The following is a 22,686-nucleotide window of genomic DNA, read 5'->3' as shown; positions in this document are numbered from 1 at the left end:
AAATAATTTCAAAAGCGAGGCAAATCGGGAAATTTTTCCGAGCCACTGTGCACATGCATGGCGCCGAGTTCTGCGCAACGATGCAGTGTCGGTACAGCTTTTCCAGGATTCAGCAGGCCCTGTGGGTCAAAAGCGGCTTTGACACCGTGAAACAGGCTCAATTCATCAGGTGCGAACTGGGTGCACATTTGATTGATTTTTTCCATACCGACACCGTGTTCACCGGTAATCGTACCGCCGGCATGAATACACATTTCCAGAATCTTTCCTCCGAATTCTTCGGTTTTTTCCAGTTCGCCCGGTGTATTGGCGTCGTACAAAATCAACGGATGCAGATTGCCGTCACCGGCGTGAAATACATTCATACAGCGTAAACCGTATTCCTGTGACAATGTGTCGATACCTTTTAACACATTTGCCAGATGTTTTCTGGGGATGGTACCGTCCATGCAGTAATAATCCGGTGAAACCCGGCCGGCAGCCGGAAATGCAGCCTTGCGGCCAGCCCATAAGCGCAGCCGTTCTGCTTCATTCTGTGATGTGGTGATACGGGTAGCACCGCTGGATTTCATGATGATATGAATGCGTTCGATTTCGTCGGCGACTTCTTCGGCGGTGCCGTCCGATTCACATAAAAGAACGGCTTCAGCATTTAAATCATAGCCGGCGTGCAGAAATGCTTCGACGGCGTGAATAGTGATTTTATCCATCATTTCCATGCCGGCCGGAATAATGCCAGCAGCGATAACGTTGGCCACGGCCTGGCCGGCTTTTTGAATATCCTCAAATGTGGCCATGACGAGTTGCGCTTTTTCTGGGAGAGGAATCAGCCTGACAGTAATCTCGGTGACGATACCAAGCATACCTTCACTGCCTGTCATCAAAGCAAGCAGATCGAAACCCGGATTATCCAGACTGTCACTGCCTATTTCCAGAACTTCACCGTCAATGGTTAGGATGCGCAGCTTGAGAATATTGTGTACGGTCAAACCGTATTTCAGACAATGCACGCCACCAGAGTTTTCCGCAACATTGCCACCGATAGAACAGGCAATCTGCGATGATGGGTCTGGCGCGTAATAAAGGCCGTGTGGTCTTGCCGTATCACTGATAGCAAGATTTCGAACACCCGGCTGGACACGTGCGGTCCGTGCAAGCGGGTCTATCTCCAGAATACGGTTTAATTTAGCAAGAGACATTAATATACCTTTGGCGTGCGGCAATGCGCCGCCTGAAAGTCCCGTACCTGCACCACGTGCAACAATCGGCGTACTTGTTGCATGACATAGTTTAAGAATTTGAACGATTTCTGTTTCCGTTTGTGGCAATACGACAATCATGGGCGTTTGCCGGTAAGCAGACAAACCGTCACATTCATACGGTTTGAGGTCTTCCTTTTCGTGCAACACCGATTCTACAGGTAGAAATGTTCGCAGTTTCTTGACTAAATCGGTAGACATGTTTTGCAGTGGACGAAAAAAAGATTAATCATTGTGTTTTGTTATTTCATGATTTGCCAGCTTTTCCAGCATTTTTACTATGGCCGAATTATCCCATTTGGCGCCGCCATGTGCGATGCACGCATTATAAAGCGCGTTAACCGTCGCGGTGTTAGGCAGGGCGATGCCAAGTGTCGAAGCACTGGCAAGCACGATATCCAGATCTTTCTGCTGGAGTTCAATTTTGAACCCGGGATCGAAACAACGTTCAATCATTCGTTCACCGTGAACTTCAAGAACACGTGATCCGGCAAAACCGCCCATTAAAGCCTGCCGAACTTTTTGAGGATCAGCCCCGGCTCTGGAGACAAATAAAAGTGCTTCCCCTACAGCTTCGATAGTCAGTGAGACAATAATCTGGTTAGCAATCTTGCAAATTTGCCCAGAACCGATCCCGCCGATCAGGGTGACCTGTTTTCCCATTAACTCTAGAACAGGCTTGATACGGTCAAAAACTTCCTTTTCGGCACCAACCATGATTGTTAACGCGGCTTTTTGTGCGCCGATATCACCACCTGAAACAGGTGCGTCGACATAATCGTGGTTGAGTTCATTGATTTTTGATGCGAATGTTCGCGTAGCCAGCGGTGAAATTGTACTCATGTCTATGATCACGCGTCGTGTGACCGGTTGACTGGATTCAGCAAGCAATCCGGTGACAACACCACTGTCACCAAACAACACAGTTTCAACATCCGGTGTATCAGGCAGCATCATGATGATTATATCCGCATGCTGCGCCAATTCCATAGGGGTAGCACAGGCAATTCCGCCACTCGAGACAAGATCATCCGGTACGCCGCTACGTGTGTGAAGATATACGGTATGCTCGCTTTGTAGCAAGTGCCATGCCATGGGTTTTCCCATAATACCAAGACCGATAAAACCGATATTTGCCATAAAGCTGTTTTTTGATACAGTAAAAAAATATTGTTTGTTGTTAATTAGTATAAAGATTATCGCAAATATTGTCTGTACGTATGCTTCTTTATTGAGATGTAGTACGAAACCCGGTAAATTTGGAGTGAATGTCATATCCATATCATAGAATGATTACAATTATTTCACGTTTTATACGAAATCGCTGGTTCGGCCTGACATGTTTTTTCAGCTTTCTTTTGTTGTTAAGCGGTTGTCAGACGTTTACAAACCGCATGTTTGAAGAACCGGTTTCAGCTGTTGATGCACTGCCTATGCCTGTGGCAAGTCATGAATTCAGCTTTGATCCATTTCGAGATGACGTAGTTGGTAACGTACAGGTTATTACTGCGAACTATGAAGATACACTTTCGGATATTGCGAGACGATTCAATCTGGGGTACGAAGAAATTGTTGCCGCTAATCCTGACGTTGATCCATGGTTGCCGGGTGCAGGTACGCGCATCATTATTCCCACCCAATTTATCTTGCCGGATGCGCCTCGCGAGGGAATTGTAATCAACCTGGCAGCAATGCGGTTGTTTTATTTTCCAAAAGCAGAAGACGGCGAAATGCAGAAGGTAATCACTCATCCTGTTGGCATTGGTCGCCTGCAATGGAAAACGCCGGTAGGCGCAACCCGGATTACTGTCAAGGACGAAAATCCGGTCTGGAGACCGACACCATCCATTCACAAGGAGTATGCCAGAAACGGAAATCCGCTACCAGCTGCTGTTCCACCAGGCCCTGACAATCCGATGGGAAGCCATGTGTTGAGGCTTGGCTGGCCGACATATGCCATTCATGGCACTAATAAACCACCGAGCGTTGGGATGCGTGGCAGCTTCGGTTGCATACGCATGTATCCTGAAGATATCGCTGGTTTATTTAATGAAGTCGCCGTCGGTACACCGGTACGCGTTGTAAACCAGCCCCGCCTGCTTGGCTGGCGTGGAGATCAGTTGTATCTGCAGGCATACCCCGTGCTTGAAGACGACAAGCGCAACCATGATAAACAGTTTGGCAAGTTGATAAAAGAAACACGTTCTGCGCTTAAGGCACAGATAAATGCGCGCCCGCATCAAACGCTCAACAATAGCTTAATCAAAGAGACAATCCTCGATCCACGCGCTACCGCATTACCGGTTACGAAAGCGAATATTTCATTGCAGAACTACCAGGATCTGGCGTTGCATGTACAAAATACTTTGCCATTCAACGCAACCTGGGTGGATGATGTTAAAGGAAATTTCACTACGGCAGAGATACGGGAATCGGAACAGCTCCAATAACTATTTTTTGTATCAAATGTGTGTCACAAGATTTTCTGCAACCGCTTTATCCAGTTATTTTGCCTGTCTAACCTGTCTAGCAATAATCAGATATCAGATCAATTCCAGAAGACTGTCTAACGAAACTAATTTACCTGAATCATCTGCCTGTTGTATATGGATATTGATAAGGATTCGTAACCTGCTGATTCGATTTCAGTAGCTATTGTTGTGTGTTAGTCTTTAAGTTATTGATGAATTGATTACGACCCCTTGCGAGACGAAAAGTAATGGCAATTATGCGGCAAATATCTGCCGAACGGGCATGCGCGATGCTCTCAATCATTCGGGAATTCCAGGCATTGTCCTCTACCGATTTGCTTGAAATTACCAGTGTTTGTCATTGGTACAGGTATGAAGAAAATGAAGAGATCATTCGCTTTCATGACAAATCAAATAGCGTATTTTTTATCGCTCAGGGAGAAATACGCGTTGTTTATCATTCGTTAACAGGTCACGAGGTAATCCTGTGTGATCTGGCAGCTGGAGAAATGTTTGGCGAGCTGACAGCAATTGACAACAGACCGCGTTCGGCAACCGTATTTGCCAAAACAAGCACGTTACTGGCTTCGATGACGGCAACCGACTTTATGGAAATGATTTATTCGAACCGCTATGTTGCAAATGCTATTTTAAAGCGCCTGACAGGTGAAGTTCGCAGATTGACCGAACGCGTTTACGATTTTAGTACACTTGCCGTCAGTAACCGCATACAGGCCGAATTACTGCGTATTGCCAAAAAAAATATCACGGGTCCCAATACAGCCCTGATCTCGCCAGCACCGACTCATTTTGAAATTGCCAACTTGGTCAGTACGCATCGCGAAGCGGTAACACGTGAACTGAGCAGTTTGGCAAAAAAAAAGATTGTCTTGCGTAAAGGACATGATTTACATATTCTCAATATTGCCAGGCTGACGGATATGGTCAATATGGTGAGAGGCAGTATTTAGGGCATGTAGTTTATTGGTAATTGAACCGGTCCATTGCAATATGTTCGGCTTTTTTGACCTCGGCTTCGAGTTGAGTCGTGTAGACAGCAGGGTATCTGGCCTTATCGCTGACATTATGAGGTGGTAGCGTTCTGATGAGCTGTTCATTGAAACCTTCGCCCGCAGTTTTTAAGGCTGTAATCAAATCATCAATCAAATGCTCATATTTACCGATGAACTCAATTTCATTGTCTGCACTACCGACAAATTCAATCAAACTGCTGCTATAGATTCCGGGAAATTTATCCAGTACCTGGCGAACAAATATTTGAAAATTATCCGAGCGACATGCTTGATCCAACTGATTTTCCAGATCCCATCCATAAGTCATTTTAAACTGCCAATAAGACCGATATAAATTTACCGGGTGTCTGACAAAGGCAAATTTGAATTTCTCGAGGCACGGGCAATCGTCCAAACCTATATGAGGATTATTCGAGACAGTGTAATTACTGCAGGTGATACCCGCTGCCCTAATGGCTTTTTTTACCCATGTACCGCCAGTTTTGGGAACGTGGAGGAAACAAGATTTTGGTAGTATCAGCATGTGGGTCGGTTAGTGCGGTACTTGTCGTTCAGCACGATGTATCAATGCCTCGCGACACAGGTGGCCGCATTTATTATTTTGTAGAGTGTATATTACCAGTCACAATTTCTTTTACGTAATTTGGTAATGCAAATACACCTGAATGCGCTTCACCGTTGTAGTACTGAAGTTGTTGAAGATTGCGTGATTTGATACGGTTATCAATTTCATCTGCTGTAAATACTTTTGGATCAAGCTTATTGGAACAGACAGCCAATGCCCATAGGGCACCATAAAGCGGTATATACATCGTATATGGTCGCACAATTTGAAAAACCTGATTCAGCCGATGCGAGATTTCAGCTACGCGGGAAGGATGTGCTGTAGGTGAGCCGATATGCAGCGTCATCAGCCCTTCCGGTTTAAGTGACTGGTTGCAAAGATAAAAAAATTCATTGGAATAAAGCGCTGCTGCCGGCCCGACCGGATCATTAAGATCCAGTGCAATAAGGTCAAATTTATCCTGTGTCTTACGCAGAAACTGTATGCCGTCATCAACAACCACCCGTAAACGTGGATTGTCGAATACACCCTTGTGTACTGCTTGAAAATGCTGCTTGGCGATTTTGATAACATCTTCATCTATTTCAACCATCGTCACCTGCTCCACTGATGGATGTTTCAAAGCTTCTTCGGAAGAACCGCCGTCACCACCACCAATTATAAGCACATTTTTGGGGGCCTCGAGAATCGTTAAAGCAGGATGAATCAGGTTTTCGTGATAGATAAACTCCTCTTGCTCCGAAGTCATATTAAAATCATCCAAACGAAAAATTTTGCCGTATTGGGGTGTATCGTAGATTGAAAGCTTTTGATATTTTGTACGCCATTCTCCAATTTGGCGACGGGCCTTAACATAAAAGCCAGTTGCATCGTTTAGAGGCTCAACAAGCGTGTGTTCACCGCGTTCGATTTCATGTTTGGCGATTTCAGCTGGAAGGAAGTAATCGATAATCGCATCAAACAGTTTATGTGCTTTATTGCTATTATTCGCACTGTAATTACAGACATAGACATCCAGCGTTAATCCATTGTTTTCCGGCCAGGTATGAATAGCCAGATGAGATTCGGCTAATACAACAGTACCTGTAAAACCGGAATCGTCAAATTGCTTGAATGTGGCATCCATCACGGTTAATCCGGCTGCATGAACCATTTCTATACAGTGGTCTTTAAAATCGACACCATTAAGCAGTCGCGACGGATCGCAGCGACAACCGCTCAAATCGCCAATCAGATGCAAACCATTCATGTCTGCAACTCCTGACTTAATGGTTGGTACAGTTCAAGACGATTTGTTGAATGTAAAATTTTGAAGTTGCTGCTTTGTGGCAGAATCTTGGAATCTTCGTTTTCGTTCAATTCGTGCAAAACCCAACGTAGGCAACTGATACTTTAATACAGCCACCTGGTTAAGAATTCGGCTTCGACCGAGCGTATGTTTGTTTTAGAAACTCTTTGAAAATTTTTCTGAGTCTCGTCAATCCGTAAAAGGAAAGTGCGGAATTTTACTTGGAACTTGCACGAATTGGAATACGTGTATTATTTTTTCGTTACAGTTTTATTTGGAGTAATTATTAATGTTGCAACCAACCCATTGTATTATATTAATATTTATGATCGTCGACGCTGAATGAGCTGATATAGATTGAAATATTTTTCAGCGCTTTTATGCCAGGTGAAGTTTGCATTCATACAGTTTTTAATTAATTTTTGCCATATTACGGGTTTGTTAAAAAAATGATGCGCCCTGTTGATTGCTGCATTTAATGCAGCTACTGACGGCTGGTTAAACACAAATCCTGTAGCAGTGTTGTCGGCAATTGTTTCCTCAGTAGTATCAGTTACTGTATCGACAAGCCCTCCAACATGGTGTACTACGGGAATCGTGCCGTAGCGCATGCTGTAAAGCTGATTCAATCCGCACGGTTCAAAGCGAGAAGGCATCAAAAACACGTCAGCGCCGGCTTCGATCTGATGGGCGATTTTTTCATCGTAACCGATATTGACTGCAATTCGGTCCGGGTATTTTTTCGCAATATTGATAAATTTTTTCTGAAAAACCTGATCTCCGCTACCTAAAAGACAAAATTGTAGTGGCCTGGTTTTAATGGTTTTGAGAAATTCAAGGATTAAATCGATACCTTTTTGTTCGACAAGCCGGCTGACGCAGCCCAAAACAAATGCGTTACTATCAGCAGGCAATTGATACAGTTGCTGCAATGCAGTCTTGTTTGCTTTTTTTCTGGTGAGTGAATTTGCAGTATAATTTTGAGCGATTAGCTGATCAGTCTGGGGATTCCAGATTTTATCGTCAATTCCGTTGACGATCCCTGTGAGTGCCTGTTGCCTATATTGCAATAATCCTTCAAGGCCGTAGCCCATTTGAGGTGTTTGTATTTCATTCGCGTATTGTGCACTGACCGTGTTGATACGATCGGCAAAAACAAGCCCGCCTTTGATCAATGACAACTGGCCATGAAATTCCAAAGCCTCAGGTGACCAAAGTGTGGCGGGCAGGCTCAATGCGCTAAAAGTGCTGCGCGGAAACAGGCCCTGATATGCAAGATTGTGTATGGTAAATAAACAGGGCGGCGCATTGGGTGTTTGTTTTAATAACACCGGTACAAGCCCGGTCTGCCAGTCATTACAATGCACAATGTCAGGGGTCCAGTCCAGTTGCATTCGGTTCAGTGCAACCTGCTCAATAATCCTGCTGAACAAAGCAAAACGCTCTGCGTTATCGGGCCATATATCGCCGTTTCCGTTGATATATGGGTTCCCTTTGCGTGTGAAAGCGGAAGCATGTTCGACAAGCCATACCTTGACCCGGCTGTTTCCCAGACGAGCAGAATACAGTGTAATTTTTCCTGGAATACCTGGCAGGTATGTTTCCGTTAATGGCTTTATCTGAAGTTTGCTATCCAGGATATCGCCGTAAGCGGGCAAAATAACCCGAAGGTCGCATCCTAGTTTCTGCAGGGCGATAGGCAGAGCGCCTGATACATCGGCAAGACCACCGGTTTTTATGAGTGGATGCGCTTCGCTGGTTGCAAACAGAATCTTGAGTTTTTGCTGTTTTGTGCTCATGAAAAAGATACGACGTAAAGGGTTGCAAATGCCATAATAAAGTATCAGTCCCATTATACATTTGATGGAAAACGATACAATTTTCACGTTTTTCTGTAATAGCCGCCAGTGATCTCACTGTTGCAGCTAGAAAAAGAAAAAAGCGAAGGGAAGTTATGATGAAAGCAGTTTATTTTGAAAAAGGCGGTGCATCTGCAGTATTAGAATATGGTGAAAGGAATATACCTGGACCCTGTGGAGAGAATCAGGTGCTTGTAAGCATTAAGGCTGTGGGGATCAATCCGGTTGATTGTAAAATTCGTGCCGCTCCAGATCGTTTCCCAGTCTCTTACCCTGTGATACCAGGTTGTGACGGAGCCGGTATTGTAGAGGCTGTTGGAAACAACGTAAAAGCCTTTAAACCGGGGGATTCAATTTATTTTTCACAGCCTGGTTTCAATCGCCGCCAGGGTACCTATGCCGAATACGTGCTTGTGGATCAGGCGCTGCTGGCAAAAACACCCAGGTCGTTATCATACGAACAGGCAGCAGCAGCCCCCTTGGTGTTGATCACGGCATGGGAGGCGCTGCATGGACGTGCGCGCATATCTGCCGGACAAACAGTTTTAATCCACGCTGGCGCTGGTGGTGTGGGTCATGTGGCAATTCAACTGGCGAAACTTGCCGGCGCGCATGTGATCACTACTGTCAGCACCGACGAGAAAGCCGATTTTGCCAAACGACTGGGCGCGGACAAGACGATTAACTATAAACTAGAGAATGTGTCTGAAGCAGTAATGCGGTGGACCGACGATTCCGGCGTGGATATAGCGCTGGATACAGTAGGGTCATCGGTGTTGCAAAATTGTTTTAGTTGTGTGAAACCTTACGGGGATGTAGTGACTATTTTGCAACCGGCTGCAGACACCGACTGGCGTGAAGCAAGGCTGCGTAATCTTCGTTTCAGCTTTGAATTGATGTTGACGCCGGTGATGCTGGAGCTTGACAGTGCAATGCAGCTGCAGGGCGAAATTCTGCGACGCTGTTCAATATTGATGGAAGAAGGGAAGCTGATCGTTGAAATTGCGAAAACATTCGATCTTACAGAAGCCGCGGCTGCCCAGGATTATCTCGAGAATCAGCACCCGCTAGGCAAGGTGGTGTTAGTCATAGAGAAATAAGGGTCATGAAACGTATTTTGGTTACTGGCGCAACTGGACAAATTGGTTCAGAATTGGTTCCTGCGTTGCGCCAACGTTACGGAAGTGCTCAGGTAATTGCTGCAGGTCACCAAAATGAACCGCAGCCCGGTCTAGCTGATAATGGTCCGTATACAACGCTTGACGTGACCCAGATCAAGATAATTGATGCTGTTGTAAAACAACATAAGATCGACACAATTTTTCATTTGGCCGCGTTGTTATCGGCCAAGGCCGAAGAAAAACCGCAATTGGCCTGGAAAGTCAATATGGATGGTTTGTACAATATTCTGGAAGTCAGTCGCGCAAACGGGTGTGCCGTATTTTTTCCAAGCTCTATTGGTGCCTTCGGACCTGATACGCCGCGCGACAATACCCCTCAGGATACATTGCAACATCCAAATACCATGTATGGCGTATGCAAAGTGTCGGGCGAATTACTATGCAATTATTATTATACACGTTTCGGTGTTGATACCCGTGGCGTGCGTTACCCGGGACTGGTTTCACATGAAACCATGCCGGGAGGTGGAACCACGGACTATGCAGTTGAAATTTTCTATCATGCCTTAACAGAAAAACAGTATAACTGCTTTCTGAAGCAGAACACATATCTGGACATGATGTATATGCCCGATGCCATTAGAGCTGCTATTGAATTGATGGAAGCCGACGCAAACAGATTGAAACACCGCAACGCCTTCAATATAACCGCCATGAGTTTTGCGCCAAAGGAGCTTGCGGCTTGTATTCAACAGTTTATACCCGAATTTTCGATGCATTATGCTGTTGATCCGGTGCGACAGGCAATAGCCGATTCATGGCCCCGTCATATGAATGACCAGGCGGCACGTGAAGAATGGGGCTGGGAACCCCGGTATAGCCTGGAAAACATGACACAGGAAATGATTGACCGTTTGTCGTTCAAACTGGGCGACTAACGTTTTTAATCAAATGTAGGGGATTATATGTCACTGGAAAAACTGAATGTCATATGTTCTGAGAAAGTGGATGCAATTAAAAACAGAGGTGTGCTAAAAGGTGCAGAGCGTGCTATAGCACGGATCAGCTTACCCGATTGGGCAAAAAATGGTTTACTGCCTGTTGGCGATGAGGATAACACACCGGGGCCGCGCTATTTTTTGGCTGCAGATAGCAGCCCTTATCTGCTGATGAATTCAAATTCATATCTGGGGTTGTCCATGCATCCGGCTGTCATACAGGCAGAAGAGAAAGGGGTGCATGAATTTGGTGCCGGCCCCGGCGCCGTACGTTTTATATCCGGCACGTATGTGCCGCATGTAGAGCTCGAAAACAGGCTTGCGGCTTTTCATCAGCGGGAGGCAGCAATGATTTTCAGCGCGGCCTATGCAGCTGTATTGGGTGTATTGCCACCGTTGATCGATGGTAATACGCTGGTGGTCAGCGATGAGCTCAATCACAACAGTATCATCAATGCAATCCGATTATCACGCCCTGCTGACAAAGCCATTTACCGACATCTTAATATGTCCGAGCTGGATAGTGTTATTGAACGTTACGCCACGGGTAAACAGCCTGAACCGGTAAAGATAAAGCGGGTTCTGGTGGTGACCGACGGCATATTCAGCATGCGAGGGGATCATGCGCCGTTAGCCGATATTGACAAAATCTGTCGCAATTATGAGCGGTATTTTGATGAAGGGATTATCACGGTCGTTGATGATTCTCACGGTGTTGGTGCGTTTGGCGCAACGGGACGGGGGACTGAAGAATACACACAATGCAAAGTCGATATTTTGATTGCAACTCTGGGTAAAGCGCTGGGCGTTAATGGTGGATATGTAGTTGCCAGTAACGCAGTGATCGATTATTTGCGCGAATCTTCACCTTGTTACATTTATTCCAATCCTGTTACCCCATCCGAGGCACTTGCCGCAAAAGCATCTTTGGAAATACTGGAAAGTAAAGCAGGGCTTGAACGATTACAAAAATTACGTGCATTGACTTCGCATTTTGAATCTGGTTTGCAGGCACTTGGGTTTGAAACTATACCTGGAGAGCATCCGGTTACACCGTTGATCGTACGCGACAGCTCCAAGATGATGAGACTCAACAATTATCTGTTTGAGAATAAGATACTTGCTACCGGGTTGAATTATCCGGTCGTTCCTCGTGGAGATGAAGAGATCCGCTTTCAGATCAATGCGAATCATACGACACAGGATATCGATTTTGTTCTGGAAATGCTTGATAATTTTACTACGTAATCAAGTTTGTTTTTTTGGTATTGTTGCTGCTGCCAGCAGGCAGCGCTATAGGCATAAACAGTCAACAACAAGCTAAATAGAGTCTGCTGTCATAAAGGCTATACAGACACGTCCTGAAATCTGTTGTACAAATGAGATGTAACACTGTAAAAGCCTGCAGACCAGAAGTTGTCAGCTTTGTACCCAGGGCAGTCCCGCGGCTTTCCATCCGTAAGCTGTACCGCGATGTCCTTTTTCATCTTTATCGCCCTCGAAACCCTCGAGAATATTATAACTGTCGCTAAACCCGGCTTCTGTAGCCAATGCAGCGGCATGGCCAGAACGTGCGCCACTGCGACAGATAAACAGTACAGGCAAATGTTTATCGATATGCCTGGCAAGTTCGCCTAGAAAATGCGGGTTGGGTTGCATACTGGGGTAGGAACGCAATTCTATTTCCTTGGCGCCGGGTATGCGTCCGACCCAATCCAATTCTGCGTAGGTGCGTACGTCCACCAGTTGTGCCTGCGTCGATTCTTGAAGTATGTGGTACGCTTCAACGGGCAGTAATGCACCTTTATATGGTAGCCCCATCTCTCTGGCCCGTCGCTGGGCCTTAAGTAATAAAGTTTCAGTATTCTCCATAAAATATATTGTACAAAGAAAAATCTCTGGCTGATAGATAATCTCTATAATAAGATATTTACACTGATAGATAGTTTATTCTGTTCACGAGTACTCATGGAAAAAATTCGCATATCTAAACTGATGGCTGAACAGGGTCTGTGTTCGCGACGAGAAGCTGATAATTATATCGAGCGAGGTTGGGTTTTTGTGGACGGTAAGCGTATCTTGGAAGTTGGCAGTAAAATTTTTCCTGAGCAAAAAATCACACTGCATTCTGCTGCACGATCTCAACAGTTGAAGCTTGTTACCATCATCATCAATAAGCCAGTCGGTTATGTTTCCGGCCAGCCTGAATCCGGTTACCGGCCGGCTATTCAATTAATCAAGGCAGAAACTCAATTTCATAACAAAGGTATCCGAAAAGCTTTTAAAACCGAACACCTGAAAAATCTTGCGCCTGCAGGTCGTTTGGATATTGACTCGAAGGGTCTGCTGGTATTTACTCAGGACGGTCGCATTGCCCGGCAGTTAATCGGTAATGAATCACTTGTCGACAAAGAATATCTGGTTAGAGTGAGAGGTCGTTTTTCTGAAGAGCAATTAGCATTACTCAATTATGGTTTGAAACTGGATGGAAGAGCATTAAAAAGGGCACAGGTTACCTGGCAGAACAGAGATCAGTTACGTTTTGTGCTACACGAAGGCAGAAAGCGCCAGATTCGTCGTATGTGTGAACAGGTCGGTTTGCGGGTAACCGGACTAAAGCGGGTGCGTATCGGCAATGTCAGGCTCGGAAATCTGCCGGAAGGACGGTGGCGCTATCTGGAGACAGATGAGCAATTCTAATGCATCATTTACGATGATATTTTGTGAGAATTTAATTTGTTATCGCAGGGTGTTATATGGGCTTTGATTGTGGCAAGCTTGGGCACACATCTTTGATGTTTATGTACGGCAATGACTAAATCGACAAATAGACAGTTCTATGATGGTCCTGAAGTGTTAATCAGCGAATGTAATGGTGTTCGCTCTTTGCATTTAAACGGATCCATGGTTCAAAGCGCAATGCGGATTACAGCGCCCAATGAGCTCGAACTTGTATATACACAATGCATGATGGGTTTTTTACTGTTTAATCCTGATCCTGTTCATATGTTATTGATAGGCCTGGGAGGTGGCTCTCTGGCTAAATTTATTTATCACAATCTGTCGAATACCCGGATTACAGTGGTTGAAATCAATCCAAAGGTAGTGTCTGCTGCCAGTCAGTATTTTGAATTACCGCAGGAAAATAATCGATTTGAAATAATTATCAGCGAAGGCGGGCAATTTATTGCCAAGCAGCCGCTTTCAACGGACGTGATCATGATTGACGGGTTCGACGATGATTATCAGGCACCATCCCTTTGCAGTCAGGAGTTTTACGATCAGGCGCGGCGAATGCTGACCAGAAACGGTATGCTGGTAATCAATCTGCTCAGTCGGGACAAGCAGGTTAAAACACTTTTGCGTAGAATCGAGCAGTCCTTTAATGGTCAGATGATCGCGATGCTGTCAGAAATCCGGGGTAACCTGATTGTTTTTGCCTTCAAAAGGAATCCACGCAAGCATTCATGGAAATCTCTTCGTAAAGCCGCATACGAATTAGAAAAGCAGTATGCTTTGCCTTTTACAGATTTTGTGGCAAAAATGCAAAAATATGACTAGTAGGGAATGGCTGTTTGCATTGCACACGGGTTTGGTTCGGGTACTGGTCTCTAAGGATATTGTATTGTAAAAAAATAGTATGGTACAGTACATGCTGTCATTTTTCATGAACCAACAATATAATTGAACAATGGACTACAGTTACGAATCTGAACAAACAAAATTCATGCGGGAATTTCTGGAAAAAAATCCACAAGTTCAGGAAAAACGCTTGACAGCCCGAAGTATCTGGTGGGATAGACAACTTAATAGAGAGGAACAAAAACGATTTAAAGAGTCGAGTGTTGCGCAGAAGTCATATGTATATTTCAGCCCGGACGCTGATAAAGGAAAATGAATTGATTTAGTGACATTTCACACCCGACAAAATAAAGGGTGTCGCAGACATTGAAAACCGGCATTTTATAAACACATGCCGGTTTTTTTGTTATACGTGTTGCAATCATAGACAGCACCCACCTATAATTTGCAAGTAAATGTTTCACGTGAAACAGGCACAACAATCTTTCAAATACTCATAATTCATGTAATTGAATCAGCATTTTAAAATGAACAATCAAGACTATGACGTCATCATCGTGGGCGGCGGTCACGCTGGAACCGAGGCAGCTTTGGCGGCTGCACGAATGGGGTGCAGAACGCTGTTGCTCACGCACAATATTGATACAATTGGTCAGATGTCGTGCAATCCGTCAATTGGTGGCATTGGTAAAAGTCATCTGGTTAAGGAAATAGATGCGTTGGGTGGCGTCATGGCGCTTGCCGCAGATGAGGCAGGAATACAGTTCCGAGTTTTGAATTCGAGTAAAGGGCCTGCTGTCCGTGCCACGCGCGTGCAGGCTGACCGGGTATTATATCGCCAGGCAATACGCAAAAGGATAGAAAATCAGCGTTGTCTCTGTTTGATACAACAGGCTGTAGACGATTTGATAATGGTTGATGATCGTGTCGTTGGTGTTGTGACACAGCTTGGTGTAAAGTTTTATGCTAGAGCAATTGTATTAACAACAGGTACTTTCCTGGCTGGTCTGGCACATATTGGAAAAACCAATTTTAAGGCTGGCAGAGCTGGAGATCCGCCGGCAGTCACTCTCGCACACAGATTGAATGAGTTGAAATTGCCGGTTGGCAGGCTGAAAACCGGTACACCGCCGCGTATTGATGGTCGTAGCCTTGATTTCAGTAAATTGAAAGAGCAGCCCGGAGATACGCCGACACCCATCGTCTCATTCATGGGGCATACGATACAACATCCTAGGCAGTTGTCCTGCTGGATCACCAACACGAATCCAACGACGCATGAAATCATACATAATGGATTGCCAGAATCGCCTTTGTTTACGGGTCAAATAGAGGGTGTCGGCCCAAGATACTGCCCATCGATAGAAGACAAGGTGGTAAGGTTTTCTGGCAGAGAAAGCCATGCTATTTTTCTTGAGCCGGAGGGACTGGATACGCACGAGATTTATCCGAATGGAATTTCAACAAGCCTGCCATATGAATTACAGATAGATATGATACATTCGATAGCCGGGCTTGAGAACGCACATGTGACACGACCGGGGTATGCAATTGAATATAATTATTTTGATCCGCGAAATCTAAAGCGCTCTCTTGAAACTAAAACAATTTCAGGATTGTTTTTTGCGGGCCAGATAAACGGTACAACCGGTTACGAGGAAGCCGCCGCCCAGGGTTTGCTGGCCGGTATCAATGCTGCATTGAGTGTGCAACAGAAACCGGTCTGGTGTCCGCAAAGAAGTGAAGCCTACATTGGCGTTCTGGTTGATGACTTGATAACATCAGGTGTTACTGAGCCTTACAGAATGTTTACCAGCAGAGCGGAATATCGCCTGCAATTGAGAGAAGATAATGCCGATCAGCGTTTGACAGAGACCGGCAGACGGCTTGGTTTGGTGGATGACGCAAGGTGGGAAGCTTTTGCCAGTAAATATGAAGCAGTCGAGAGAGAAAAACTACGCTTGGACAGTATGCGTATATATCCCGGATCAGTGCCTGACGATTTGTTAATACAGGTCGTGGGTAAATCAATTGATCGTGAATATACGCTGACTGAATTGTTACGACGCCCCGGTGTAAGCTATACACAACTGATGCTGTTGCCGGGAATAAAGGCTGATGTGGATGAGCGGGTCGCCGAGCAGGTTGAAGTTCAGATTAAATATCAGGGATATATCAAACGTCAGCTGGAAGAAATCAATCGTCAGTCACAATTTGAAACAACACCTTTACCTGATGATCTGGATTATGCACTTGTCAAAGGGCTATCAAACGAAGTGCGGCAGAAATTAAATCTGCATAAACCTGAGACGATAGGCCAAGCCAGCAGAATTTCCGGTGTGACACCAGCGGCAATTTCATTGTTACTGGTACATATCAGGCGAAAATCAGACTCTTCCAATTTGAAACAGCGAGCATGAATCTTGTTGAACAACTCGAACAGGGATTATCTGAATTGAATAATCCTGCTTCGATACAGAAACAAGATATACAGGGTCGGGTGATTCAGTATTTGCGACTGATTGAGAAGTGGAACAAGCGATATAATTTGACGGCAATCAAAACCATAGAAGGCATGTTGTATCAGCATATTATGGACAGTTTATCGGTCACAGCGCACCTGCAGGGTCCTCAAATAGTCGATATTGGCAGTGGTGCGGGATTACCTGGAATACCACTGGCAATAGCGCGCCCAGACTGGCAGATAGTATTGGTCGAAAGCAATCAAAAAAAAGCCGCTTTTTTGCAACAAGTGAAAATTGAGCTCGGACTCGTCAATGTTTCGATTGCCTCGGTACGGGTAGAGAGCTTAATGCTGAATGATAGAATAAATACCATTATTTCGAGAGCATATGCGAATCTGGGTATCTTTGTTAAAACGACATGCCATCTGGTGTCAGCAGATGATGCGCAGTGTCGTTGGATTGCAATGAAAGGTAGTTGCTCCGAGCAGGAACTCAAGGAAGTCGAGACGCCTTTCTATGTTGAAAATAAAATTTCGCTGACCGTTCCGGGAGTTATGGCAAAACGGGAATTGATTATTATTGCCCGATCGACCGGGCCATCCGTTTCGGATCGAGGGTAGATTTGGTTAAGATCTTGGCAATAACAAATCAAAAAGGCGGTGTTGGCAAAACCACCACCAGCGTCAATCTGGCTGCGAGTCTGGCTGCGACTGAAAAAAAAGTCTTACTGATAGATCTCGATCCACAGGCCAATGCAACAATGGGCAGTGGCACAAATAAGTTGACCGTAAAGCAGACAGTTTATCAGGTATTACTCGGCGAGATATCAATCGAATCTGTACGCGTCAAAAATCTGCAGGCTAAATACGATTTGATTCCTTCGAACCGTGAACTGGCTGGCGCCGAAGTAGAAATGGTGACGCTTACGAAAAGAGAAACGCGTTTAAAGACTGAATTGTCTCAAATCGAGAGTGAATATCATTACATTATTATCGATTGTCCGCCAGCACTGAATTTGCTGACACTTAACGGATTATGCGCGGCACATGCAGTGATGATTCCGATGCAGTGTGAGTATTATGCATTGGAAGGGCTCAGTGATCTTGTCAATACGATCAAAAAAGTACGTGCCAAATTCAATCCAAAACTTCGTATCGAGGGATTGCTGCGTACCATGTTTGATCCACGCAATATACTGGCGCAACAGGTTTCTGATCAATTACAGCAGCATTTTGGCAATAAAGTCTATCGTACTGTCATACCTCGAAATGTCCGTTTGGCGGAAGCACCGGGTTTTGGGATACCAGTACTGTATCATGACAGACAATCGAAAGGGGCGCAGGCTTATCTTGAACTGGCAAAAGAGGTATTGAATGTTTGATCAATACTGTACCAATTATGGAAGGAAAATTTCATGGCACGATTGAAAGGCCTGGGAAGGGGACTGGATGCATTGTTTTCCGGAAATGATGTCGGTGGTGATGGTGTAGCAGATAAATTACAGGATGTCGAAATCACATCATTACAACCCGGAAAATACCAGCCCAGAACCAATATGGATAAACCAGCGCTGGAGAAGCTGGCTGAGTCGATCAAATCGCAAGGTATTATGCAACCGATACTGGTTCGGGCAACCGGTGTTGACAGTTACGAGATCATTGCAGGAGAAAGGCGCTGGCGTGCTGCACAACTGGCAGGTTTGACAGCAGTACCGGCAATAATCCGCGAAGTGGCAGATGAAACGGCACTGGCAATTTCATTAATCGAGAATATTCAGCGTGAGAACCTGAACCCTCTCGAGGAAGCAATGGGTATCCAACGATTAATCGATGAATTTGGAATGACACATCAAACTGCTGCTGATGCACTCGGAAGTTCACGTAGCGCGGTTTCTAATCTGTTACGCCTGCTTAATCTGTCTGAGGCGGTACAGGAATTGATGATGCAGGGAAAAATCGATATGGGTCACGGGCGTGCTTTGCTCGCCCTGACACCTGCTGAACAGATTGCGCTGGCAAATCGAATAGTGATGCAGAAACTGTCGGTGCGCGAGACAGAAAAACTGATACAGCAGCGTAATCAATCACCAATTTCCAAATCTGGAAAAATTGATCGTGACTTGCTGGCACTGGAGGAAACGGTATCAGAAAGGCTTGGTACGCAGATAAGGATTAAATCCGGGAAGAATGGCAAAGGCAATGTGATAATTCATTACACGAGTCTGGATCAGTTGGAAGATATATTAAACAAGCTTTAAAATAAACAGATCAATCACGTTAACTGATAACAGGAAAATTATGGATTCAAAACTACTTGATATACTGGTATGTCCGCTTTGTAAAGGTCCATTGCTTTACAAAAAACAGGATAATGAATTGATTTGTAAACCGGATAGACTGGCCTTTGCGATCAAGGACGGTATACCCATTATGCTTGAAGAAGAGGCTCGCAGAATACCCGATGAAGTGGAGATCAGTTAAAAAGCCCTGGATATGTTTCACCCCACTCTTACCTGTAGTTTCACTAAAATAATACAACACCACACCTATGAATGTTAGTACAGGTTTAAAGCCGCGCGTAGCAGCTGTTATGGGCGCGTTGATAGCAGATTCAGCCGCACTGGGTTTGCATTGGTTGTACGATCCAGAGCGGATCGCACAAATTGAACAAAACAAAGGATTGGTATTTTTACAACCGCAGAAAGATCATTATGCCGATGCTGAAGGTTTTTTTGCACACGGCAGTAAAACAGTTGGCGATGCGTCAGGTTATGGTGAAGTCTGTCTACTGATGTTGAGGCATCTGGCGGCTCATGGGGAATTCAATCGTGTCGAATTTCAATCCGAATACAGAAATCATTTTGGCCCAGGTGGCACTTATACGGGTTATATCGACACACCTACACGTCTGACACTGTTAAAGTTGATATCGCTGACTCCGCAAACGTATCCTGAAGCGTCCGGCGCCGATGATGATCAGTTTGCAGCGCTGGCGACTGTGCCTGTCATCACGGCGGCGCATCATGGAACGCTAGATGCTTTGCTGCAAAAAATTGAGATTGCTGTGCGTCTGACGAATGATAACGAGACTGCGGTTGCGGCCGCAAAATATGCTGCTGCTGTGCTGAATAATATACTGAGTGGTAATCCTATTGAAGCAGCATTAACCGTGTCTTTGCAGTATTCGGGAGAAAAACTGGCGCCCCTGCTTGAAGAGGCAATTCATATAAAATCATTGAACAGTGTTACGACAGCAGCGCGTTTTGGTTCTGCCTGTCATGTTAACGAGGGCCTGCCTGTAATAGCGCATATTGCCAGACATGCGGAAAATTATCAGCAAGCTGTAGAGGCAAATATTAGAGCGGGCGGTGATAGCTGTGGGCGAGCAATTGTGCTTGGTGCTGTTTCAGCTGCTCAGGCGACGATGCAGTGCGATGGAGATAGTGCAATTCCGTTATCCTGGCTGGCAAAATACAATAAACTTTCTATAGCCGCAGAGGCCTGCGCGCGCCTCTAGTCAATATTCTTCAAGTTCTGCTGAAGCATCTGCATAGAACGTGTTGAATATGCCCCAGAATGAAACTTTTCCAAAGAAACTAGGGCGGTAAACCTTCATTTTTAGAATCACATAAGCAACGAGTGTTATAATTGAAGATTTATCGTTAACCGTGGTGAAGATTGGAGATGTCAATAGGCAATATTCAGTTGCAGAACATAAAGTCTCACGGGATGATCGATCAGTATAATTATTCAGAAAATAATCAGGGAGTAAGGATGAGTCACACGCTATATGAAACAAAAACTCAACGGGTTCAACGCTGCGAATTGGCTGTTCCAGGTTCAAGCCCGGAGATGTTTGAAAAAGCACTAAAAAGCGGCGTGGATTTTGTTTTTCTTGATCTTGAAGATGCAGTTGCGCCGGATGATAAGCTGCAGGCGCGTAAAAACGTCATTCAGGCAATTAATGATCTGGATTGGAAAGGGCATGGTGTCACAGTGTCCGTCCGAATTAACGGGTTGGATACACAGTTTATGGTGCGCGATGTGGTTGATCTGGTTGAACAGGCCGGTGACAAAATCAATACGCTTTTAATTCCAAAGGTTGGTGTTTATGCTGATGTATATATGGTAGAAGCGATGGTCAGCCAGCTTGAAATGCAGCAAGGCCTGAAAAACCGTATTGGTCTGGAAGCGTTGATCGAAACTGCTTTGGGCATGGCCAATGTTGAGGATATTGCATGCAATGGATCCAGGGGCAGACTGGAAGCACTCCATTTTGGAGTTGCGGATTATGCGGCAAGTAACCGTGCCCGCACTACGAATATCGGCGGATTAAATCCGGATTACCCCGGGGATCAATGGCATTTTGCCATTAGCCGCATGACCGTGGCCTGCCGGGCTTACGGTCTGCGACCTATAGATGGACCATTTGGCGACATCAAGGACCCCGAGGGCTATAAACTTGCGGCTCGTCGTGCGGCCGCTTTGGGCTGTGAAGGGAAGTGGGCGATTCATCCAACTCAGATAGCATTGGCGAACGAAGTCTTTACACCACCCGAAGCAGAGGTCGAAAAAGCCAAGCGTATTCTTGCAGCATTGAAGGATGCGGCTGCACAGGGCAAAGGTGCCGCAGCACTGGATGGCCGTCTGATTGATGCAGCATCGGAAAGAATGGCCAGCAATGTGGTGAGAATTGCTGAAGCGATAGCCGCAAAAAAATAGCTTATACTGAAAGGCCGCGTCAAGCGGCCTTTTCACTAGGTGTTATAACAAACATACTGGTTATTTAATAAAGCTAAAGCCGGTATCAATCATTGTTAAGCCATCAATAATCATATGCGATTGACGAGGAAATTGAATTGAATATTCATGAATATCAAGCAAAAGAAATATTAGCAGGTTACGGCGTCAAAATTGCTGAAGGCGGTATCGCCTATAGTGTTGAGGAAGCCGCACAACGTGCACGAGAAATTGAGGGCGATGTCTGGGTCGTGAAAGCACAAATACATTCGGGCGCCCGTGGCAAAGCAGGGGGTATCAAAGTCTGCAAGACACATAATGAAGTGGAGACGGCGGCCGAAGAATTACTGGGTAAAACCCTTGTTACCCACCAAAGCGGGCCAGCCGGTAAATTGTGCTCGCGGGTGTACATTGAAGCCGGCACCAAAATCGCCAAGGAAGTCTACTTGTCGTTTCTGATCGACCGTAGTACAGAGCGTGTCATTATGGTCGGCTCGGCGCAAGGCGGAATGGAAATCGAAGCGCTGGCAAAAGAACATCCGGAAGCTATTGTGAAAATATACATTGAGCCAGCGGTTGGCTTACAGGATTTTCAGGCGAGAAAAATGGCGTTTGCTCTGGGTTTGGATTCATCGCTTTTAAATCATGCGGTTAAAACAATCAAGGGCTGTTATCGTGCATTACGTGATCTTGATGCAAATATTCTGGAAATCAATCCTCTGGTAGTTTCAAGCAATAATGAAATCATTGCACTCGACGCCAAAATGGCGTTCGATGAAAATGCATTATTCCGACGGCATAAAATCGCTGAACTACGTGATAACTCGCAGGTTGATTCGCGAGAAGTTGCGGCTGCGGAGGTCGGTTTAAGTTATGTAGGCCTTGATGGTGATATCGGTTGCATGATTAACGGTGCAGGTCTGGCCATGGCCACCATGGACATGATCAAGCTCGCTGGTGGCGAACCGGCTAATTTTCTGGATGTCGGCGGCGGTGCTTCTGCCGAAAGAACCGAAAAGGCTTTTCGTTTGGTTCTGGCGGATCAAAACGTTAAAGCCATGCTGGTAAATATATTCGCCGGTATTAATCGCTGTGACTGGATTGCCGAAGGCGTTGTCCAGGCGGTTAAAAATATTGGCATGCAAGTACCATTGGTCGTGCGCTTATCCGGCACAAACGTTGAAGAAGGGCGCAGGATTATTGCTGACAGCGGGTTAAAAATCATTACAGCAGATACTCTGGCGGAAGCGGCTGAAAAAGTAGTGGCAGCGCGCAACCAGGTAGTTGCACAAGAAAGCTAGGAGC

The 22,686-nt window shown here is 45.4% G+C and carries 22 protein-coding genes; 16 read left to right on the top strand and 6 right to left on the bottom strand.

The annotated features are described in order from the left end of the window. Positions 1–8 precede the first annotated feature (8 nt). Together BMX44_RS05220 and BMX44_RS05215 are read right to left on the bottom strand one after the other, a co-directional pair. The gene (locus BMX44_RS05220; protein ID WP_090628995.1) at positions 9–1,460 is read right to left on the bottom strand and encodes an FAD-linked oxidase C-terminal domain-containing protein; all 1,452 of its coding nucleotides are present in this window, start codon (positions 1,458–1,460) and stop codon (positions 9–11) included. A 24-nt stretch (positions 1,461–1,484) separates the two neighbouring features. Further along, positions 1,485–2,399: a 2-hydroxy-3-oxopropionate reductase gene (locus BMX44_RS05215; RefSeq protein WP_090629141.1), complete on the bottom strand. Its 915-nt coding sequence runs from the start codon at positions 2,397–2,399 to the stop codon at positions 1,485–1,487. Positions 2,400–2,653: 254 nt separating this feature from the next. Between BMX44_RS05215 and BMX44_RS05210 the strand changes: the two genes are divergently transcribed. After that, positions 2,654–3,709, top strand: coding sequence for a L,D-transpeptidase family protein (locus BMX44_RS05210; protein ID WP_177167677.1), 1,056 nt, complete (start codon positions 2,654–2,656; stop codon positions 3,707–3,709). Positions 3,710–3,987: 278 nt separating this feature from the next. Next, positions 3,988–4,701: a Crp/Fnr family transcriptional regulator gene (locus tag BMX44_RS05205; protein ID WP_090629137.1), complete on the top strand. Its 714-nt coding sequence runs from the start codon at positions 3,988–3,990 to the stop codon at positions 4,699–4,701. A gap of 10 nt (positions 4,702–4,711) precedes the next feature. Here the strand turns inward: BMX44_RS05205 and BMX44_RS17465 are convergent, their stop codons facing one another. The 3 genes from BMX44_RS17465 to glgA form a co-directional block, all read right to left on the bottom strand. After that, entirely contained in the window at positions 4,712–5,071 is a 360-nt protein-coding gene (locus tag BMX44_RS17465) for a hypothetical protein (protein ID WP_090628988.1), read from the bottom strand. A 289-nt stretch (positions 5,072–5,360) separates the two neighbouring features. Continuing rightward, entirely contained in the window at positions 5,361–6,578 is a 1,218-nt protein-coding gene (gene speE, locus BMX44_RS05195; RefSeq protein WP_090628985.1) for a polyamine aminopropyltransferase, read from the bottom strand. Positions 6,579–6,940: 362 nt separating this feature from the next. Then, a complete protein-coding gene (gene glgA / locus BMX44_RS05190) occupies positions 6,941–8,416 on the bottom strand; it encodes a glycogen synthase GlgA (RefSeq protein WP_090629135.1) in 1,476 nt (491 codons plus the stop codon). 158 nt (positions 8,417–8,574) lie between these two features. Here glgA and BMX44_RS05185 point away from each other — a divergent pair, with 158 nt between their 5' ends. Genes BMX44_RS05185 through BMX44_RS05175 form a run of 3 tightly spaced genes read left to right on the top strand, consistent with a single transcriptional unit; the run spans position 8,575 to position 11,843 of the window. Then, on the top strand, positions 8,575–9,576 hold the full coding sequence (locus BMX44_RS05185) for a zinc-dependent alcohol dehydrogenase family protein (RefSeq protein ID WP_090628981.1): 1,002 nt from the start codon (positions 8,575–8,577) through the stop codon (positions 9,574–9,576). A 5-nt stretch (positions 9,577–9,581) separates the two neighbouring features. Further along, a complete protein-coding gene (locus BMX44_RS05180) occupies positions 9,582–10,535 on the top strand; it encodes an NAD-dependent epimerase/dehydratase family protein (RefSeq protein ID WP_090628978.1) in 954 nt (317 codons plus the stop codon). A gap of 27 nt (positions 10,536–10,562) precedes the next feature. Beyond that, positions 10,563–11,843, top strand: coding sequence for an aminotransferase class I/II-fold pyridoxal phosphate-dependent enzyme (locus tag BMX44_RS05175; protein ID WP_090628976.1), 1,281 nt, complete (start codon positions 10,563–10,565; stop codon positions 11,841–11,843). A gap of 171 nt (positions 11,844–12,014) precedes the next feature. On the opposite strand, the gene BMX44_RS05170 is transcribed toward BMX44_RS05175, so the two are convergent. Then, positions 12,015–12,467, bottom strand: a complete 453-nt coding sequence (locus tag BMX44_RS05170; protein WP_090628973.1) for a rhodanese-like domain-containing protein — start codon at positions 12,465–12,467, stop codon at positions 12,015–12,017. Positions 12,468–12,563: 96 nt separating this feature from the next. Between BMX44_RS05170 and BMX44_RS05165 the strand changes: the two genes are divergently transcribed. The 11 genes from BMX44_RS05165 (at position 12,564) to BMX44_RS05115 (ending at position 22,682) form a co-directional block, all read left to right on the top strand. Then, positions 12,564–13,295, top strand: coding sequence for a pseudouridine synthase (locus BMX44_RS05165; RefSeq protein ID WP_090628970.1), 732 nt, complete (start codon positions 12,564–12,566; stop codon positions 13,293–13,295). A 111-nt stretch (positions 13,296–13,406) separates the two neighbouring features. Next, entirely contained in the window at positions 13,407–14,156 is a 750-nt protein-coding gene (locus tag BMX44_RS05160) for a polyamine aminopropyltransferase (RefSeq protein ID WP_090628967.1), read from the top strand. Positions 14,157–14,286: 130 nt separating this feature from the next. Continuing rightward, positions 14,287–14,493, top strand: coding sequence for a DUF3460 family protein (locus tag BMX44_RS05155; RefSeq protein ID WP_090628964.1), 207 nt, complete (start codon positions 14,287–14,289; stop codon positions 14,491–14,493). 211 nt (positions 14,494–14,704) lie between these two features. After that, entirely contained in the window at positions 14,705–16,597 is a 1,893-nt protein-coding gene (gene mnmG, locus BMX44_RS05150) for a tRNA uridine-5-carboxymethylaminomethyl(34) synthesis enzyme MnmG (protein ID WP_090628961.1), read from the top strand. Beyond that, a complete protein-coding gene (gene rsmG / locus BMX44_RS05145) occupies positions 16,594–17,262 on the top strand; it encodes a 16S rRNA (guanine(527)-N(7))-methyltransferase RsmG (protein WP_090628958.1) in 669 nt (222 codons plus the stop codon). The genes mnmG and rsmG overlap by 4 nt, the downstream gene beginning before the upstream one ends. A gap of 2 nt (positions 17,263–17,264) precedes the next feature. Further along, the gene (locus BMX44_RS05140) at positions 17,265–18,023 is read left to right on the top strand and encodes a ParA family protein (RefSeq protein WP_090628956.1); all 759 of its coding nucleotides are present in this window, start codon (positions 17,265–17,267) and stop codon (positions 18,021–18,023) included. A gap of 33 nt (positions 18,024–18,056) precedes the next feature. Beyond that, positions 18,057–18,899: a ParB/RepB/Spo0J family partition protein gene (locus BMX44_RS05135; RefSeq protein WP_090628953.1), complete on the top strand. Its 843-nt coding sequence runs from the start codon at positions 18,057–18,059 to the stop codon at positions 18,897–18,899. A gap of 40 nt (positions 18,900–18,939) precedes the next feature. Further along, complete coding sequence (locus BMX44_RS05130) at positions 18,940–19,122, top strand: Trm112 family protein (RefSeq protein ID WP_090628950.1); 183 nt, start codon at positions 18,940–18,942, stop codon at positions 19,120–19,122. A gap of 67 nt (positions 19,123–19,189) precedes the next feature. Then, the gene (locus BMX44_RS05125; protein ID WP_090628947.1) at positions 19,190–20,158 is read left to right on the top strand and encodes an ADP-ribosylglycohydrolase family protein; all 969 of its coding nucleotides are present in this window, start codon (positions 19,190–19,192) and stop codon (positions 20,156–20,158) included. A 257-nt stretch (positions 20,159–20,415) separates the two neighbouring features. Further along, complete coding sequence (locus BMX44_RS05120; protein WP_090629132.1) at positions 20,416–21,363, top strand: HpcH/HpaI aldolase/citrate lyase family protein; 948 nt, start codon at positions 20,416–20,418, stop codon at positions 21,361–21,363. A 137-nt stretch (positions 21,364–21,500) separates the two neighbouring features. Next, positions 21,501–22,682 (top strand): malate--CoA ligase subunit beta, encoded by a 1,182-nt coding sequence (locus tag BMX44_RS05115; RefSeq protein ID WP_090628943.1) that lies wholly within the window; start codon positions 21,501–21,503, stop codon positions 22,680–22,682. The last annotated feature ends 4 nt before the right edge of the window (positions 22,683–22,686 follow it).

This window comes from Nitrosomonas marina (assembly GCF_900110145.1).
In the GTDB taxonomy this organism is placed as follows: Bacteria; Pseudomonadota; Gammaproteobacteria; order Burkholderiales; family Nitrosomonadaceae; genus Nitrosomonas; species Nitrosomonas marina.
The sequence above is the reverse complement of the archived record's forward strand: the minus strand, read 5'-3'. Positions and strand labels throughout refer to the sequence as shown.